This window comes from Burkholderia paludis (assembly GCF_000732615.1).
In the GTDB taxonomy this organism is placed as follows: Bacteria; Pseudomonadota; Gammaproteobacteria; order Burkholderiales; family Burkholderiaceae; genus Burkholderia; species Burkholderia paludis.
On record NZ_JPGL01000105.1, the window covers coordinates 1 to 17,448 of the forward strand.

Here is a 17,448-nt window from a genome sequence, read left to right on the forward strand (position 1 = left end):
GCGCGGCACGATGCACGCGCGGGATGTGGCGGAGGGGGCGCCCGCGGGGCGGCGGGCAACGGATCCCTATCCGCTTCCGCTCAGCCTCGGCGGCATGCTCGGTCTCGCGTTCGACCGGATCGACGATGCGCGCGACACGGCGCAACTCGCCGCGACCATCGGGCTCGAGGTGGATGCACAACTGCTCGCCGACGCGTCGCCGCACGATCGGGCCACGCTCGACGCGCATCTGCGGCTGCTGCTCGAGGAACGGATCGTGTACGCGCAGCATCGGCGCGATCGGGTGTTCTATGCGTTCCGCCACGCGCTGATTCGCGATGCCGCCTACGAATCGATGCCGGCCGCCGTGCGGCGCGGCAACCATGCGCGGGTCGGCCGCGCGCTGAGCGCGGAAGCCGATCGCGGCGCCGGGGCGCACACGTTCGGCGTCGCCGGGCACTTCGCGCAGGCGGGGGCGCTGGCCGACGCGATCGCCCACGGCATCGACGCGGCGCGGCGCGCGCTCGAACGCGCGCGGTACGACGACGCGATCCGCTACGGGCAGGCCGTGCTCGACTGGCTCGGCAACGCCGCCTATGCACAACGCGAACACGACGGCGCGCGGCTCCGCACGACCCTGACGCACGCGACGATGGCGCGGTTCGGCTGGGCGGATCCGCAGGTGCGCACGCATGCGGAGCAGTTGCTGCGGCAGACGCAGACGCTCGACGATCCGGCGCTCGAAATCAGCGCGCTCTGGACCTTGTCGACCTACTACCACGTCGCGGGCGACCGTCCCACCGTGCGCCGGATCGGCTCGCGGCTCGACGCGCTCGCGGCCGGGCGCGGCGAGGCCGGCATCCAGGTCGCGGCGGACACGATGCGCGGCATGAGCCTGTGGATCGACGGCCACTATGCATGCGCCCGCGCCGCGTTCGACGCGGTGCTGGCGGGCTACGACGTGCGACGCGACGCGGACCACCGGCGCATCCTCGGGCTCGATACGCGCGCGTGGACGATGGCGTCGCTGGCGAGCGTGCGCTGGTGCATGGACGACGATCCGCAGGCCGCGCTCGCGATGGGGCGCGACGCGGTGCATTGCGCGACCTGCCTCGACCATTTGCCGACGCTCGGCGTGACGATGATGTACCTCGCGCGAACCTGCCAGCTCGCGGGCGACCGCGACGGGGCGCTCGCGCTGTCGGAGGCGATCCTGCGCCTGTCGGAGGTGCACCGGCTGCGCGCGGTGGGGCACTACGCGGCGATCATTCGCGCGTGGGCGCACGGGGATCGCGCGGGCCTGGTCGCCCATCTCGATGCGCAGCAGGCGTCGGGCGGGCTGCTCGGGCTGACCTATTACGCGTCGCTGCTTGCCGAGCTGGATGCCGGGCGCGGCGATTTCGCCGCCGCGCTGGCGCAGCTCGGGCACTGCCTGGCCCGCTGCGAATCGACCGGCGAGCGTTACTACGAAGCCCAGTTGCTGCTGAAGAAATGCGAGTACCTGCGCGCGGCCGACCCGCGGCGAAACGGCGAGGCGGCCCGGGCCGCCTGCCGGCGCGCAGCCGGAATTGCAACGACGGCGGGCATGGGCCGCATCGCCACGCACGCCGAAACGATGTTGCATGCGCTGCTGTAGATGGTCCCATTCGTCCTTCTTGGAGAGCAAACCGATGGCCCAGAATCTGCGTTCCCCGACGTACGAGGAATTCCTCGAATACCGCGCCGTGATCATCGAGGCGATTGCCCTAGCCTGGCATTCCCCGGTGTTCCTCGAGGCGCTCGAGACCGACCCGATCCAGGCGTTGAGCGACCAGTTCCAGTACGACTATCCGTTTCAGATCGACCTGCAGGTCAAGAACGACACGTCGCGCTGGACGCCGGACGTCAACGGCGGCTGGACGACGCTGCGCAACAACCGGCTCACGCTGGTCCTGCCGCCCGCGCCGGAAGACTTGTCGCAGTACGCGCAGGCGCTCGCCGCGTATAACGCGAACCACATCGACATCCTGGACCGTCAATAACCTCAAGGAGTCTCACATGGCAGTGGACAACGCTACGCCGACGCTCGAATCGATGCTGGAGTTCCAGCAGGTGTACCTGCGCGCGATCGCGCTTTCCTGGCGCGATCCGGTGTTCAAGGAGGACTTGCTGACGCATCCGTTCGATGCGCTCTCGAGATATTTCAACTATCAATGCCCGTGGCTGCTCGAGCTCGAGGTGGTGAAGCCGGGCGCCGGTTATGGCTGGGACAGCCGCGAAGGGAGCTGGCGCCTGCCGCGCAACACGATGACGGTCGGCGTGCCGGCGCGGCCGGCACAGCTGAACGAGGAGGCGGTGGCACTCGCGGCCTACAGCGACGCCGGGCCGTGCTACCTGTTCACGTGCTGCTGACCGCGCGCGCCTGAGCCGTGCGCCGCCGTGCAGCCCGTGCGGGACGGGCCGCACGGCGGCGATTGTGACTTGCCTGGAGGCAGACGATGCTCGACGATTTCTCGCGCATATTGCGCTTCAAACCGCATTTGCGCGTGCTCGACGCGGGGCCCGACACGCTGTTCGTCGTCGACGAATTCAAGCGCGCGATGCTGTCCGGCGCGCTCTTCGTGCGGATCGCGGCCTGCCTGCGGACACGGATGACGACCGGCGAGATCGTGACGTCGCTGTCGGGCGAGTTCGGCGAATGGAACGTGCTCGCCGGGCTCGACCATCTGGTGCGCCGCGCCTACGTGCGCGCGGACGCCCCGCACGACGACGATGCGGCGCGCGGCTTCTTCGAGCGCGCCGGCCTCGACGGCGACGCGGCCTGCGCGCAGGTCGCGCAATTGCGCGTCGCGGTCGAGCGGTTCGGCGCCGACGACGCCGCGCTCAGGCGCGCGCTCGACGCCGCCGGCATCGACGTCGTGGCGGATGCCGCGCTGACCGTCGCGATCGCCGATACGCACGACCGCGACGATCTCGCCGCGTGCGCCGCCCGCGTCGCGGCGCGCGGCGGGGCGCTGCTGGTCGTCGCGGCCGGCGGCGTGCAGACGCTGATCGGGCCGTTGCTGGCCGGCGGCGGCGCGCTTGCCGACGCGCCGTGCATCGAATGCGTGCGTTACTGGATTCGCATCAACCGGCCGGTCGAGGCGTTGCTCGCGCGCCATCACGGCAGCGACGCGACGCGCCTGCCGCAGGCCGCGTCGCGCGCCGCGGCCGCGGCGGCGGCCGCGCTCGTGGCGGCGACGCTCGAGCAGATCGCGGTCAGCCGCACGGCATCGGAGCGCGCGCAGACGCATATCGTGGCGCAGCGCATCGACACGCTGGCCGCCGAGCGGCACCGCGTGCTGAAGCGGCCGCAATGCCCGTGCTGCGGCAATCCCGCATGGATGCGCGAGCAGGCGGCGCGGGCGCCGCGACTCGCCGATCCCGCGCCGCTGGCGCGCGCCGACGGCGGCTACCGCACCGCCGATCCGCAGCAGGTGTTTGCGCGCCATGCGCACCTGATCTCGCCGGTCAGCGGCGCGATCGCCTATCTGCACCCGATGCCGAAGCGGCATGCGGGCCTGCGCAAGGTCTACGCGTCGGGCTTTCTCGTGTGCCCGGCCGCCGTGCCGGGCAGCAACCGGTTCGACCGGATCTGCTCCGGCAAGGGCCGCACCGACGAGCAGGCGCGTACGAGCGCGCTATGCGAGGCGCTCGAGCGTTTCAGCAGCGTGTACCAGGGGGACGAGGCGACGCTGACCGGAAGCATCGACAGCCTGCTCGCCGACCCGGCGTGCGATGCCGCCCCGATCCACGTGAACGATCTTCAGCAGTTCAGCGAACGGCAATTCGACGCGCGCGACGCGATCAACGCGTTGACCCGCGACGTTCGCAAGCAGGTGCCGCCGCGCTTCACGGCGCGCGACGTGATCGACTGGACGCCGGCCTGGTCGCTCGTGACCGGCCGGCGCCGCCTCGTGCCGCTGAGCTACTGCTATGCGGAGACGCCCGACAGTGCGCGGGCGCCGGCCGCATGCGTGCACAACCCGAACGGCTGCGCGGCGGGATCGAGCGTCGACGAGGCCATCCTGCAAGGCATGCTCGAATTGATCGAGCGCGATGCGGTCGCGATCTGGTGGTACAACCGGATTCCGCGCCCGGGCGTCGAACTCGCGAGTTTCGACGATCCGTATTTCGAGGCGCTCGTGCGGGAATACGCGACGTTCGGATGGCGTCTGTGGGCGCTCGACATCACCGCCGATCTCGGCGTGCCGACCGTGGCCGCGCTGGCGGAGAATCCGCAGGACGGGCGCTTCTCGATCGGTTTCGGCTGTCACCCGGACGGCCGCATCGCGGTGCAGCGGGCGCTGACCGAGGTCAACCAGCTGCTCGACGTCACGGCGGACGCGCCGCACCCGTGGGATCGCGACAAGCTTGCGGATACCCGGTTCCTGTATCCGGCGGACGAGGCGCCCGCCACGACCGCGTCGACGTGGCAGCCGGTCGACGCCGCGTCGTTGCCGGCGGCGATCGCGCATGCTGTCGGCCGCATCGCGGCAGCCGGCATGGACGTGCTCGTCGTCGACAAGACGCGGCCCGACATCGGCCTGCACGTGGTGCAGGTGATCGCGCCGGGGCTGTGCCATTTCTGGCCGCGTTTCGGCGCGCAACGGCTCTACTCGGTCCCGGTGCAACTGGGCTGGCGCGGGCAGCCGTGTAGCGAGCCGGAGTTGAACGAGGCGTTGCTGTTCCTTTGACGCCCGGGCCGCCGCACGACGCCTCCGGCGTTGCGCCGGCCGTCGTGGTGCGGCGACACCCGGCCGGCCTGCCCGGGTGTCGCCGCGCGGCAGCGCGTCACGGCCGGCCGGCGCCGCGCCGCCGCCCGGCCGGCGTCACGCCAGCGCCTGCGCCGGCAGGCGCTTCGCGACGGCCTCCTCGGACTTCAGCGACACGGCCAGATGCAGCGCGGTGGTCGTGAAGCCGCCCAGGCCGACGATGACGAGCAGCGCGAGGAGCGAGATGCCCTCGGTCGCGGTGACCACCGCCTTGACGCCCAGGAAGCGGAACACCTGGCCGGTGATCGTGTCGACGAACGCCTCCGCCGCCTCGAAGCCGTCCAGCTCCTCGCCGCTCTTCACGGCCCACACGATCGTCAGGGCCAGCCGCGCGCAGCCCCACAGATTGACCGTGATCTGATCCACTTCCGCGGGGATCTTGTATTTCTTGCCGGCGATCTTGAGCGCGCCGGCCCGTCCATAGCCCGCGACGGTGTTCAGCAGCCACAGCAGGTTGTTGAGCCCCTTGGCGTCGTTGCACGAGAAGCCGCCCGCATCGCTCGCGATCATCCACGGCACGCTGAAGAACGCGGAGCCGAAGCCCATGAACAGCGAGCCGGTACTGATCGCCTCCACCTCGGTCTCCTCGGTCTGCAGCGCGATCTCGATGGTGTCGAGAATCGTCGCGGCGAAGATGCAGACCGACGCCGAGACGCCGAAGAAGATCGAGATGGCCGATTTCTGTTCGGCGCTGACCATCAGCGAAACCTCGGACTTCGGCGCGATGCCGCTCTGCTCGGCGAGCCACTGCGCGGTGAACGACGACTTGAAGCGGGTGACGCTCGCGGCGTCGGGGAACGGCGCGTCGTGCTTCACCAGCTTGTACAGCAGCGTGCCGGGGATGGCGACGATGTACGAGAACAGGTCGCGCACCTTGATGCTCAGCGACGAGCCGGTGATCAGCTTGTAAAGCTGCGAGACGAACGGGATGTCCCATTCCGTGTCGAACAGGTCCTTGATCGCGGTGATCACGTCGCCGACCAGGTCGAGAATCGTCAGGACCAGGCCCTTGGCCGCGCTCAGCGCAAACTGGGTGACGCCCTCCATCACCTTGACGGTGCCCGCGATCAGCAGGTCGAGCACGCGATCGGGGGTGCGGCCGATCTGCTCGAAGTACGTGGCGGCGGCGCTGAACGCATTCTTGCCCTGACCGAACTCGAAGTTGTCGGCGACGTCCTTCAGTTTCTCGCACAGGCCCTGGAGCGGGTCGGTGTCGAGCACCAGCGCATCGCTCCGGGCCAGCGCGCGCGTCGATTTGTAGTTGTCCGAAAACGCGTTGAACAGCACGTTGTGGCTGGTGGATTCGTCGATTCGCGGGTCGGGCTGGTCGACGTCGTTCGCATACTGGCCGATCCCGAGCTTCGGGTCCAGTTTCGCGATGAACGTGTTGACGGCCTTGTCGATCTCCGTCTGCAGGTGGTCGAAGCCGGCCGCCACCTGGCCCTTCACCGCATCGACCGCCAGGAGCAGATAGTCGAAGGTCGCGTCGAACGTATGGAGGGTCGCCTCCGCCGAGCGCTTGATGTCGCCCCATGCGAAGAAGAAGGCCAGCCACTCGTACAGCTCCTTGAAGAACACCTTGAGCTTGTTCCAGATGCCCTCGACGATATCGAACGCCTGCTGGAAGAGCGTGATGGTCTTGTCGATCAGGTACGTCACGCCGTCGATGAGGAAGTTGAACACGACCTTGATCTCGCTGACGAGCCGCGTGACCGGATCGATGATGGTCGTCACGACGAATTCCTTCAGGCCGTTGATGATGCGGCCGACGCCGTTCTTGATCGCGTTCCAGATGTCGCCCCAGTCGATGTCGAGGAAGCCGGCATTGATCAGCGTTTCGTCGCCGGACGTCGCCAGCGTGCGGGAGCGCAGCAGGTAGGCGCCGGCCTGGTCCGCGGACAGGTCGTCGTAGTGCAGGCCGCTATCGGTGAACGACACGCGCCAGTGCTGCGCGGGCACGTCTTCCGGCACGAGCGCGAACGGGTCGGCGGTGCCGCGCGTCGTATGCCGCAGCCCGACGAGCGAGCGGTTCGCGCCGAGGTAGCGTTGGCTCCGGACGGCCGCATTCGCCGGCATGCCGAACGACATCGACTGCCGCATGACCTTCGCCACGTTCTCGGCGTTTTCGCGGGTGCGGAAATCCCCGTCCAGCAGGTAGGCGCCGGAGGCGTTTTTCGCGTTCCAGACGGCGTCGGCGTCGACCGCGTGCATCTTCTCCTGCAGGGCGCCGTTCGGCTCCACGGTGACGCCTTCGCCCGGCTGCATGTACTGCGTGCGGACGTGGTAGCTGGGGCTCGCGAGGCTGTTGGCGAAGCGCTCGATCACGACCTTGCCGCCGCCGCCGGACAGGACGGGGATCGTGTAGTCGGGGCTCGCCTGGTAGTAGAGGCCGTTGATGCGCAGCGGCACCATCGACGCCGCATCGATGTGGACCTGCGCATTGACCGCGAGCTGCCCGGCGTCGTCCAGCACGGTGATTTCCGTGGCATGGGTCGGTACCGGCGTCATCTCGCCCGTGCCCTGCAGGCGGATGGCCTCGTTGGTCCACTGGGTCGTCTTCGGATCCTGCCAGAAGCGGTACAGCTTGCTGTCCGACGACACGGAATACGCTTCCGAGAAGCCGGCGGCGTTGCGGCCGACGGTGAATTTCGTGTTGGGCACCGGGTTGCCGAGCTGGAACAGGCTCGACCAGTTGACCTTGTTGAGCCCGCTGCTGATCTGCCGCGTGTGGTAGAGCCGCTGGTCCTTGCCGATCGCGAAGATCTCGAGCAGTCCGCCTGCGTTGATGACGGCCCGCAGCCCGGTCACCGGCGCCGCGTTGCTGACCAGCACCCAGTCGTCGAACTGGATGCCGGACGTGCTGTATTTCTTCTCGCGCTTCTGCCAGATGCCGAAGTCGGTGTCGACGATGAAGATGTTCAGGCGCTTCTCCTGGTCGGACACGACCGCGATGTCGATCGCCTTCTTGTAGCCGAGCGTCGTGAAATAGGAAAAGCGGAAGTCGCTCTGCGCGAACAGCACGGCGTTGTCGGGGCCGATGGCGAACAGCGACTGCTGGACCGGATCGTTCGAGCACATCGCGATGCGCTTGACCGTGGCATTGTCCGTGCTGCTCTGGCTCTTGCGGATCGGCACCCAGTCGGTCGACCCCCAGGTGCCGTCCTTCCTCAGGTAGCTGCTGCCGACTTCGTCGTTGTCGAGCACGACGTTGACGTAGATGTTGCCGAAATTCCGGGTCGACAGCATCTGCTTGAGCGGGCGCTTTGCGCTGGCAGGCTGGCAGTCGGCCTGCGCATAGCGGCCGTCCTTCCATTGGCTCAGCGTCAGCTTGCCGTTCGTGCCGATGCCGAGAAGGTTGGGGTTGTCGTAATCGTCGCTGCGCGCGAGGTAGGGGCTGATCTGGCTCGCGGTGACGCCGAGATCGGCTTCGGTCCAGCCGGTGTCCGACTGGTTGTCCGCGCGGATGCGGTAGACCTTTTGCGCGGTGCCGGACGAATAGATGTCGAGGCGTCCGGCGGAATTGAGGAACGTCGAGATGTCGCTCGCGCCGGTGACGGGGCTGACGATCTCGTAGCTTTCCATCAGGCGGGTGCTGACCTGCAGGCCCGATTTCGGATCGGACGCGTTGCCGTAGAGCGAAGCGGACAGGGACGGCGGGACGGTATGAACGCCAGGCATGGAATCTCTCCAGTGAAAGGGATGGGCGGTGACGACTAGGGCGTGTCGCGCGTGAGCGCGCGCGCGGTTTGCAACAGGGGCGCTGTCCAGCGCCAGCGCCGGTCGGTGGACGAGCACACCGTGGCGTACGCGCCGGCATGGGGAGCGAGCATGCCGGCCAGCCGCGCGGCCGCTTGCGCGAAGCCGGCGACGCCGCGCCGTGCGCCGCGGCGCAGCGCATGCACCAGCTCCCACAGGTCGGGGTAGAAGGCGGTGAGCCGTCCGCGATGCGCGGGGTTCTCGGCGACGAACGCGATCGCGTCCAGCGCGGTGTCGCGCGCGGCGCGGCACGCGTCGTGGTCGGCGCGGCCGAACGCGGTCAGTGCCGTCGCGACATTCGCGTTCACGCACGCATCGACCGGATTCGGCGCCGCCCGGCGGTCGAGCCAGGTGCGGCACGCTCCTTGCGCGACCCACGGATCGGCGTACTCCGGGCGGTAATGCAGCCGCCACGGATGCAGCACGCGGTCCAGCGTGTCGAAGGCCTCGGCCGTGCCGAGCCGTCCGAAGCGGGCCAGCAGCATCAGCGCGAGCGCGGTGTCGTCGGCGTCCGCCGGCAGGTCGGCGCCGAGCCAGGACGGCATGCGCCCGGGCGGGTAGAAATGGAACGCCCCCGCGCAGGTAAGCGACGCGCAGCTCTCGAGGAAGTCGAGGCCGCGGGCGATCGCGCGATCGGCGGTACCGGCCGGCAGGCAGGCCAGTTCGTCGAGGATCAGGGCCGTGACGAAGGCGTTCTCGTCGACGTGGTGGTGCGCATCGACGCTCACGTGCGACGGGAACGCGCCGCCGGGCGCCTGGGCGGCGACGAGCGCGTCGAGCGCGGCGAGTGGATTGGACATCGCGTCGGCGGCGCGGGCGGGCAGCGAGGCGCTCATGAGCGTGTCTCGGGGTGGTCGGGCGTCAGTCCGATGGCCACGGTCGCCGGCTGGTCCGACGCCACGACGATGCCGAACATCCCGTGCCGGGTCACGAAGCCGCTCGCGTCCGCCAGCGGTTCGCTCAGCGCGCGGTAGAAGTGCGTGTCCCAGCCGCGGGCGGCGGCGACGCGAAGCACCGTTTCGCGGATGCGGCCATCGCCGCCGAACAGGTCGTTGGCGACCGCGTACAGCGTGAACGTCGACGTGCCGTCGGGTCCGGCGCCGATGCTGACGCCGAAGTCGGCGGCCGGCAGCGCGGCCTCGATGGCGCTGCAGCAGGCATCCTGCAGCAGGCCCAGGACTTCGTCGGCGCGATGGTCGAGCCGCGCCGCCGCCATCAGCAGCGGCACGTCCGCGCGGAACAGGCGGCGCGTGCGGAAGTAAAGCTCGGCGCGCCGGCCCGCGGGCTGCCAGCCGGCCATCACGGGCCGCGCGCCGCGCCGGACGATGGCGGACAGGTCGCCGAGATGGCGGGCGGCCCACGCAACGGCGGGCTCGGCGCCGCGTTCGGGCACCTCCGCGTAGAGCTTGAAGCGGGGCTTGCCGTCGCCGTGCCGTCCGCCGAGCCATGCGCCCCAGGCGAGCGCCGCATTGCCCTGGAAGGACGCGATCGCCGCGAGGTCCGCCGGTTCGACCGATTCGTCGGACAGCGCGGCGATGGCCGCCACCGCGCGGTTCAGCCGGCGCGCGGGGGGAATGTCCGGGCCGGCGGGCTCGACGGTGTAGCGCAGTTCCGGCCGGCCGAACGCGATGGAAATTTCCACCGGGAAGCCGCTGCGCCCCAGTTTGCTGTCGTTCCAGGCGGTGGGTTCCGCCGGCGAACGGTCGCGCAGCAGGTGACGCAGCGCGGCGTCCGGCGCGGGCGCGGCGAGCGGGTGTGCCGGCGTCCCGTACGAGGACGCCAGCGCCAGCGCGCGCTGCACCGCCGGGTGGAGTTCGGCCATGGGCATGGTGGGCATTGGTGCGGGCGGGCCGCGCTCAGGATACGGTCGGGGGCAGCGACAGGCGCGGGTTGTCGCCGGCCGTCGGCGCCTTGTGCAGCGGCGACGCGCCGTCGGCCGGATAGTAGGTCGCCGACCAGCGGAACGACGGGCCGTAGGCGCCCGGCGCGGGCAGGTAGGCCCACCATGCGTCGGCGCTGTTGCGGTCGAAGGAGACGGTCTGTTCGTTTTCCCTTTGCGCGTCGCTGCCGGTCCACAGGCTCGCTTCCACGCGCGCATAGCGTTCCCAGTCGACGGATTGGGCGGACACCTGAACCGTCGCGAGCGGGATCTCCGGGCCCGCGGGCGTCAGCTCGAACGGCGAGCGGGTTTCGGCGATCTGCTTCGGCCGGCCGCCGCCGGCCGGGGTGGCCGTGCCCGAGAAAATCAGCGCGACCCGTTCCGGATCGACCGCGGCGACGCGCGTTTCCCAGGTCGGCGCGCCCGGGGTGAGGCTGATCGACGGCAGGCCGTTCTGCAACTGCCAGCCCGCCCCCAGCTCCAGCGTCTGGACCGACGTGAGCTTCATCGCGCTGTAGAGCGGCGGCGTGGCCAGCAGGCCGGGCGCGAAGACGCGCACGAGCCGCGTGCCCAGCGGATACGGCACCTCGAAGCGGCCCTGCGGCACCGCCTCGCCCTCGAGATTCGTCGACCCGCTGGACAGCACGTAGGACAGGCCGGCGATCAGCGGCTGCGCGCGATCGTAGTCCTGGTCGGGGCGCAGCAGGACCGACCGCTGCGCGCGGGACAGCTCGGCGCTCTTGGGTGTGTTGTTGTAGCGCCAGGACAGCGTCACTTTCCCGACCACGTCGAAGTCGATCTTGTCGCTGGCCAGCAGGATGCGGCCGAAATCGCCGAGCACGATCGACGTCGCCCCGTCGCTCGAGCGGGCGGGCGCGGTCCACGGCGGCGTGCCGTCGGTGTAGGTGACCGTCCAGTCGTAGGCGAACCACGCCTGGCCCGGCGGCGCGTACGGCAGCGACAGCGTCGCGTCCGGATGCGTCTTGCCGAGTTCGGCGCTCCGCGTCACGCCGTCGTGGCCGGTCACGCGAAGCGCGACGGCCGCCACCGCGAACGCGTCGAGGTCGGCGGTCGCGATCGAGAAGCCGACCTCGACCGGCGGCGCGGGGATGACGGCGACGCCCTGCGTGGCCACGCCCGCGCCGGATCGGGTGGTGCCGTCGGTCATCGCATAGTCGGCGCGCCATTCGACGATGCCCGGGCCGGGCACCGCGAACCACCATGCATGCGGCCGCTCGCGGGAGAACGTGTGGGATGCGCCGCCCACGGCGACCCGGACCGAGGACACGGCGGCCCAGTCGAGCGCCTCGAGCAGCGCCACGACGGAGACGGGGTCGGCCGGTCCGCCGACCGTGGCCTGGGTGCCGACGAAAGCGACCGGAGGGCGCGCGACCTGTTCGCTGGCCTCGTAGTCGAGTACCGAGGAATAGAACGCCTGCCCGGCGTCGGCCGCGCCCACGTCGATCTGCCACGTGCGCTGTGGCGTGTCGGCGTCGAGCACGAGCGTCGTTTGCCGGTAGGCGTCGTTGACCGGATCCTTGAATTCGAGCAGCAGCCGGGCCCGCCGGGGGGCGGGCGGCGCTGCGGGGCCGGATTCGGTTGCCAGCTTGACGGTGTAGGTAAGGGTCGTCATGGTCGCGCGCTTGGGTCGGTCAGGAGGGCGATCAGGCCAGATCGGTCTCGTCGGCTTCGTCGGTCACGTCGAGGGTGCGCGTGACGATGTCGCTCGCCGGCAGCCGTACCGCGTAGGCCGTCTTCTTTCCTCCGGTGGCGTCGTGGGGCAGTATCACCGTGTTGTTTTCGTAATTGCCCTGCGGGCCGGGAACGCCGCGCTTGGTCGAAGCCTCGAAGTAGGTCGTCTCGTAGTGGAATTCCGTCGATGCGTCGACTTCACGCGAGAACGTGTAGTAGTAGGGCGACGGCGGGACCGTGGTGCCGTCCGCGAGGGTGGCGGGCTTGAAGATGCTGGAGTCGATGTCGGTCTGGCCGAATGCCGACTTCCGGTACACCTTGACTTCGACCTGGACGTACGCCTTCCAGTCGACCAGCGACGGATCGAAGGTCACCGTGAACGGCAGCTGGACCGGGAACACGTCCAGTGCGAATGACGGCTGGTTGCCGTAGCGCACCTTGCGGATCGCCACGGATTTGCGCGTGTTGTTCTTGTCGCGGTAATAGACCGTGCCGTCGACCTGGACGGTCGAGGTGCTGCGCTTGACGGCCTGGTATTCCCAGGTATCGGAGTAGTCGGCCTCGATCCGCAGGTCGTGGAAACTGTACGTCTGGTGGTCCGGGCTGTCCGGCTGGTCGGTGTAGTCGGTCGTCAGCGCGATGCCGGTGATGGCCGGCAGCGCGATACTTCCACCCCGGATCGTGTCGTTCGTGACGGTGACCGTGAAGTCGGCCGGGCCGATCATGCTGTAGATGGTCTGGGTCGTGCTGTTCACCGTCGGGTACACCGACTGCGGCCGGTTGACGATGATGTCGCCGTTCGTCAGCACGTAGGTGATCGCGTAGGAATAGGCCGCGCCGATCGGCTGGAAGCTGTGGCTGGTGAATCGCACGGTCTCGCCGTTCTTGCTGACCTTGCGCTGATCGACGAACAGCTGGCCGCCCGCGGTCGGCAGGTACGTGAAGTCGATCAGCACGAAGTCGACGTTGTTGGCCGGGGCGCCCACGGTGTAGCCGGCCTTGCCCGATGCAAACGCGATGTTCGAGCAGATGAACTCGACTTTCTGGTAACCGAGGTCGGTGCTGGAAACCTGGAGCTGGGTTGCGCTGGCCTTGAACTTCGGCGACGGGAAGGATTCGCCTTTTTCGGATTCGACCTGGTACCAGTAGGTGTATTCGGATACGAATTTCTTGTCGGCGTCGAAGAATCCGTTGGACTCGTAGGTCCACGGGCTGTTCTGGTCGACCGTGAACGTGTGGGATTCCGGCTGAGCCTTGGCCGGATAGTCGATGGTCAGGGTGACCTTCTTGACGCCCGCGCCCTTCAGGTCGGCCGACATCGTCACGGCAACGTTGAGCGTGCGGTTGTCGACCGTCTTGTCCAGCCGGCTCCAGACGTCCTTGTCGAAGGTCGGCAGGAAGCCCTGCGGCTGGATCGTCCAGTCGATGACTTCATTTTCCTGGTAGATGCGCTGGAACGAACCGATCGAGTTGATGCTGAAATCGTCGGCGGCACTCGCGCCGAGGCGGCGCGCGACGTCGTCCGCGGCTGCCTGGACCAGGCCCTCGAGCGTCGTGAACGCCCAGTCGTGGACGCGTTGGCGGAACTCGTCCGACGGCTGGACCGCCCATTCCAGGTTGACCTTGCCGGAATCGGACTTCTGCATGTATTCGCGGATCGTGGTCCGCCGGCCGGTCTCGCTGCCCCAGACGTTGCGGTCGATCTGGACGGTCTTCTGGTAGCTGGCGGCGATCGTGCAGTCGTAGGTCACGGTGGCCTTGACCGCCGGCAACTGGCTCAGCGTCGTGGCGACGTACTGGATCGACCAGGTCGACAGGCCGACGCCCGTGTTGAAGATGTCGCGAATCGCCTTGACGTCGTCGGCGGTCTTCAGGTCGATGATGAACGTCGCCGCGTTGCTGCCGAAATTCGAAGGCGTGACGTTGATTTGCGTATCCCGCTGGGTGGACGGCAGCGTCAGCGTCAGGAAGGCCTGGGCGTCGTTCCACACGAACTGGCCGAATTCGATGCCCTGGCCCAGTACGCTCTTCACGGCCTGGTAGGCCTCCGGGTCGATCACGAGTTCGGCCGTAAACGTCACCGTGCCGGCCGAGCCGCTGTTCGTCCTGAATTCGGTCAGCGCGAAGGCGGGCAGGGTGACGCCGTCGACGGTCTGGGTGGCCAGCTGCGGCCTCGGCACGATGTACCAGAGATTGGCATTCGCGAAATCGCGATAGACGGTGACGCTCTTCCTGTCGTTGTCGTACTTGATGACTCGGGAGTCCTGAATATTGATCATTTCCATCTCCGGTTGGGAACGTACGGTGTTTCAAGTCGAGGTCGGCAGGGCTTCGTGCGCGGTGCGGGCCGAATTCCTGCCTCGGATCGGAGGCCCGGTCAAGGTGCCGATTTGCTGGACTGCATGAATCTGGACATGCGGCGGTTCGAGGTGCGGCGCTTCGCGGATCGTTCGGTGCGATCACGCCGTTTTGCAGCGGCGCATCGAACGTACAGGTGGAAATTAAGGAGTTTGGAGGGGCCGTTCAATTACATGCAATTACACCTGCCGCGACGGTGTGCAATCGATCGGCATGCAGGCGTCGTGGCGGGGTTCGCGCGCGGTGCGCTCGTCGCTGGCGCGATCCCGCGCGGACGCGCCGTGCCAGGGCCCGGCGGTCGCCGTCGGGCAAACTTGATGGGTACAAGCCCCGAAACGCAGCGAATTTTTTTCGGGGTAAAGTGGAGCAGATGGACGCGGGCTGCGGCAGCGTTTGCCGATGCCGGCCATGCAATGAATGTGGATGGATGTCGTATGAAGAATAAAACCGTCAAGACTACCGGACCGATCTGGGGCGTCGCGGCAGGATTGCTTCTTGCCGTTGCGGGATTGAGTCTCGGCATTTTCCCGGCGTCGCTGAACAGCTCGGGCACCACGAACGACTTCATGGCGTCCGGCGCCGCGATGCTCGGTATCTTTCTCGTTGTCTATTCCACGCGCGAGTTGCGAAGACGGCGCCCGCACTGAGCGTTCGCGCGGCGTCGAGCCGCGCGGGACGACCCTGGCCGCCCGGCGGCGCGCGATGGCGCCCGCCGTCGATGCGCGCGCGCCGCGCGCGATACGGGTGCGTTATGCGTGGCTGATCTCGTGACGATAGACGAGCTCGACGATGCGCTTCGTCGGGATGCTCGCGCGTAAGGCGTCGACGCTGTCGACGGCGAACCACCGGCATTTCGCGATCTCGTTGCTCGCCTGCGGCGTCTGGTCCGGGCCGACTTCAGCGAAGAACACGTGATGGATTTTGGCGAGCCCGGTGAACTGCATCGAGTACACGAGCGGCCGGCCGATCATGCCGGTTTCTTCGCACAACTCGCGATGTGCGGCGTCGAGCGGCGTTTCCCCGCGCTTGATCGTGCCGCCGGGAAGAGCCCAGCGCGACGCCGCGCGGGCGACGAGCAACACCTGCTCGCCGCGGTAGCAGACGATGGTGGCGCGCTCCTTGATCGGCAGGACGGCGGATTCCGGAGCGGGAATGGATGCGAGGACTCGGGGCATGGCGCCATTCTAACCAGCGTGGATCGATCGGAAAAGCCGGTCTGACGCGGTTTGACGATCGATCGTCGTCGTTTCCTGCTCGCCCGGGTCGACGCGGTTTGCCGCGTGACGCGGGTTCGGATCGCCGGCGGCCGGCGCACGGTCGTGCGCATCGCGCAAGCGGCGTCGACGGCACGCGGCCGACGACCTTCAGGCATCCCCAATGAAAAACCGCGCGCCCGATGTGCCGGGCGCGCGGTTCGCGGGGAAGGGGCCCGTCCGGGTCCGGTGCGGGCGCGTGCCGTTACTTCTTTTCCGGCAGGAACCAGTTCATCAGGAGCGCGCACAGCCCGCCCGTCGCGACGCCCGATTCCAGCACGTTCTTCAGCGCGTGCGGCAGGCTGTTGAGGATGTCCGGCACCTGCGACACGCCGAGGCCGAGCGCCAGCGACACCGCGATGATCAGCAGCGCGCGGCGGTCGAGCTGGACGCCCGCGAGGATGTTGATGCCCGACGCGGCCACCGCGCCGAACATGACCATCGCCGCCCCGCCGAGCACGGGCTCCGGCACGGCCTGCAGCACGCCGGCGACGACCGGGAACAGGCCGAGCACCACGAGCATCCCGGCGATCCAGATGCCGACGTGGCGGCTCGCGACGCCGGTGATCTGGATCACGCCGTTGTTCTGCGCGAACACCGAGCTCGGGAACGTGTTGAACACGCCGGCCAGCAGCGAGTTCGCGCCGTTCACGAGCACGCCGCCCTTGATGCGCCGCATCCACACCGGCCCTTCGACCGGCTCGCCGGAAATCTTGCTGGTGGCGGTGACGTCGCCGATCGCTTCGAGCGACGTGACGAGATAGATGATCAGCATCGGCACGAACAGCGACCACGAGAAGCCGAGGCCGAAGTGCAGCGGCGTCGGGACCTGGAACAGCGCGGCCTGGTGCATGCCGGTGAAGTCGAGGCGGCCGAGGAACGCGGCCGCGAGATAGCCGATGACGAGCGCGATGACGAGCGCGGTGCTGCGCACCCACACGATCGGCACGCGATTCAGCAGGATGATCGTGCCGAGCACGAGGCCCGATAGCGTCAGGTTTTCCGCGCTCGCGAACGTGCCGTTTGCCATCGCGCCGAAACCGCCGCCCATGCTGATGAGGCCGACCTTGATCAGCGTCAGGCCGATCAGCAGCACGACGATGCCGGTGACGAGCGGCGTGATCAGGCGCTTCACGAACGGCAGGATGCGCGACACGCCCATCTCGACGAACGAGCCGGCGATCACGACGCCGAAGATCGCGGCCATCACGGTCTCGACCGGCGTGCCTTGCTTGACCATCAGGCTGCCGCCGGCGATCAGCGGGCCGACGAAGTTGAAGCTCGTGCCCTGGACGATCAGCAGGCCGGCGCCCAGCGGGCCGAAGCGCTTGCACTGGACGAAGGTGGCGATGCCGGAAATCACCAGCGACATCGACACGATCAGCGTCGTATCGCGGCTGGACACGCCGAGCGCCTGGCAGATCAGCAGGCCGGGCGTGACGATCGGCACGATGATCGCCAGCAGGTGCTGCAGCGCGGCGACGAAGGCGACCATCGGCGCCGGCCGGTCGTTCGGGCCGTAGACGAGGTCGCGGGCCGCTTCTGCGGCATCGGCGCCATGGGAGGCGGGTTGGGCGGTGGAGGCGGGTTGCATGGCGAGCGGGCCGGACGAGGTGGAAAGTGCGGCATTTTAGCCGAAGGGGCCGCCGCCGCCGGCGTGCGCCGGAAAGGCGGGGAGGCTGGCGGCGGCGCTACGGGGCGGGGGAGGGGGGGGGGGACGCCGCCCGGGGGGGCGGCG

At 68.7% G+C, this 17,448-nt stretch carries 12 protein-coding genes; 5 read left to right on the plus strand and 7 right to left on the minus strand.

The genetic code is table 11. From position 1 onward, the window contains the following. The 4 genes from GQ56_RS0137465 to GQ56_RS0137480 form a co-directional block, all read left to right on the plus strand. The coding region (locus GQ56_RS0137465; RefSeq protein ID WP_031403517.1) for a TOMM system kinase/cyclase fusion protein at nucleotides 1–1,615 on the plus strand (1,615 nt) is incomplete at its 5' end. Nucleotides 1,616–1,649: 34 nt separating this feature from the next. Further along, complete coding sequence (locus tag GQ56_RS0137470) at nucleotides 1,650–2,000, plus strand: BMA_0021/BMA_0022 family TOMM bacteriocin (RefSeq protein WP_031403518.1); 351 nt, start codon at nucleotides 1,650–1,652, stop codon at nucleotides 1,998–2,000. A 16-nt stretch (nucleotides 2,001–2,016) separates the two neighbouring features. After that, nucleotides 2,017–2,370 carry a BMA_0021/BMA_0022 family TOMM bacteriocin gene (locus GQ56_RS0137475; RefSeq protein WP_031403519.1) on the plus strand — a complete coding sequence of 118 codons (354 nt, stop codon included), beginning with the start codon at nucleotides 2,017–2,019 and terminating at the stop codon, nucleotides 2,368–2,370. An 86-nt stretch (nucleotides 2,371–2,456) separates the two neighbouring features. Beyond that, complete coding sequence (locus GQ56_RS0137480) at nucleotides 2,457–4,694, plus strand: TOMM precursor leader peptide-binding protein (RefSeq protein WP_031403520.1); 2,238 nt, start codon at nucleotides 2,457–2,459, stop codon at nucleotides 4,692–4,694. 135 nt (nucleotides 4,695–4,829) lie between these two features. On the opposite strand, the gene GQ56_RS0137485 is transcribed toward GQ56_RS0137480, so the two are convergent. Genes GQ56_RS0137485 through GQ56_RS0137505 form a run of 5 tightly spaced genes read right to left on the minus strand, consistent with a single transcriptional unit; the run spans nucleotide 4,830 to nucleotide 14,378 of the window. Further along, the gene (locus GQ56_RS0137485) at nucleotides 4,830–8,450 is read right to left on the minus strand and encodes a hypothetical protein (RefSeq protein ID WP_031403521.1); all 3,621 of its coding nucleotides are present in this window, start codon (nucleotides 8,448–8,450) and stop codon (nucleotides 4,830–4,832) included. A 35-nt stretch (nucleotides 8,451–8,485) separates the two neighbouring features. Then, nucleotides 8,486–9,364 carry a hypothetical protein gene (locus GQ56_RS45245; RefSeq protein ID WP_052007413.1) on the minus strand — a complete coding sequence of 293 codons (879 nt, stop codon included), beginning with the start codon at nucleotides 9,362–9,364 and terminating at the stop codon, nucleotides 8,486–8,488. Beyond that, nucleotides 9,361–10,350 (minus strand): hypothetical protein, encoded by a 990-nt coding sequence (locus GQ56_RS0137495; RefSeq protein WP_034200280.1) that lies wholly within the window; start codon nucleotides 10,348–10,350, stop codon nucleotides 9,361–9,363. Before GQ56_RS0137495 ends, GQ56_RS45245 begins: the two co-directional genes overlap by 4 nt. Nucleotides 10,351–10,384: 34 nt before the next feature. Continuing rightward, on the minus strand, nucleotides 10,385–12,040 hold the full coding sequence (locus tag GQ56_RS0137500) for a hypothetical protein (RefSeq protein ID WP_031403524.1): 1,656 nt from the start codon (nucleotides 12,038–12,040) through the stop codon (nucleotides 10,385–10,387). Nucleotides 12,041–12,071: 31 nt separating this feature from the next. After that, on the minus strand, nucleotides 12,072–14,378 hold the full coding sequence (locus tag GQ56_RS0137505; protein WP_152601989.1) for a hypothetical protein: 2,307 nt from the start codon (nucleotides 14,376–14,378) through the stop codon (nucleotides 12,072–12,074). Nucleotides 14,379–14,891: 513 nt separating this feature from the next. Here GQ56_RS0137505 and GQ56_RS0137515 point away from each other — a divergent pair. Next, nucleotides 14,892–15,104 carry a hypothetical protein gene (locus GQ56_RS0137515; protein ID WP_031403526.1) on the plus strand — a complete coding sequence of 71 codons (213 nt, stop codon included), beginning with the start codon at nucleotides 14,892–14,894 and terminating at the stop codon, nucleotides 15,102–15,104. A gap of 102 nt (nucleotides 15,105–15,206) precedes the next feature. Here GQ56_RS0137515 and GQ56_RS0137520 read toward each other — a convergent pair whose 3' ends face one another. Both GQ56_RS0137520 and GQ56_RS0137525 read right to left on the minus strand, forming a co-directional pair. Then, nucleotides 15,207–15,632 (minus strand): NUDIX hydrolase, encoded by a 426-nt coding sequence (locus tag GQ56_RS0137520; protein WP_031403527.1) that lies wholly within the window; start codon nucleotides 15,630–15,632, stop codon nucleotides 15,207–15,209. A gap of 283 nt (nucleotides 15,633–15,915) precedes the next feature. Then, the gene (locus GQ56_RS0137525) at nucleotides 15,916–17,304 is read right to left on the minus strand and encodes a nucleobase:cation symporter-2 family protein (protein WP_031403528.1); all 1,389 of its coding nucleotides are present in this window, start codon (nucleotides 17,302–17,304) and stop codon (nucleotides 15,916–15,918) included. Between the last annotated feature and the right edge of the window lie 144 nt (nucleotides 17,305–17,448).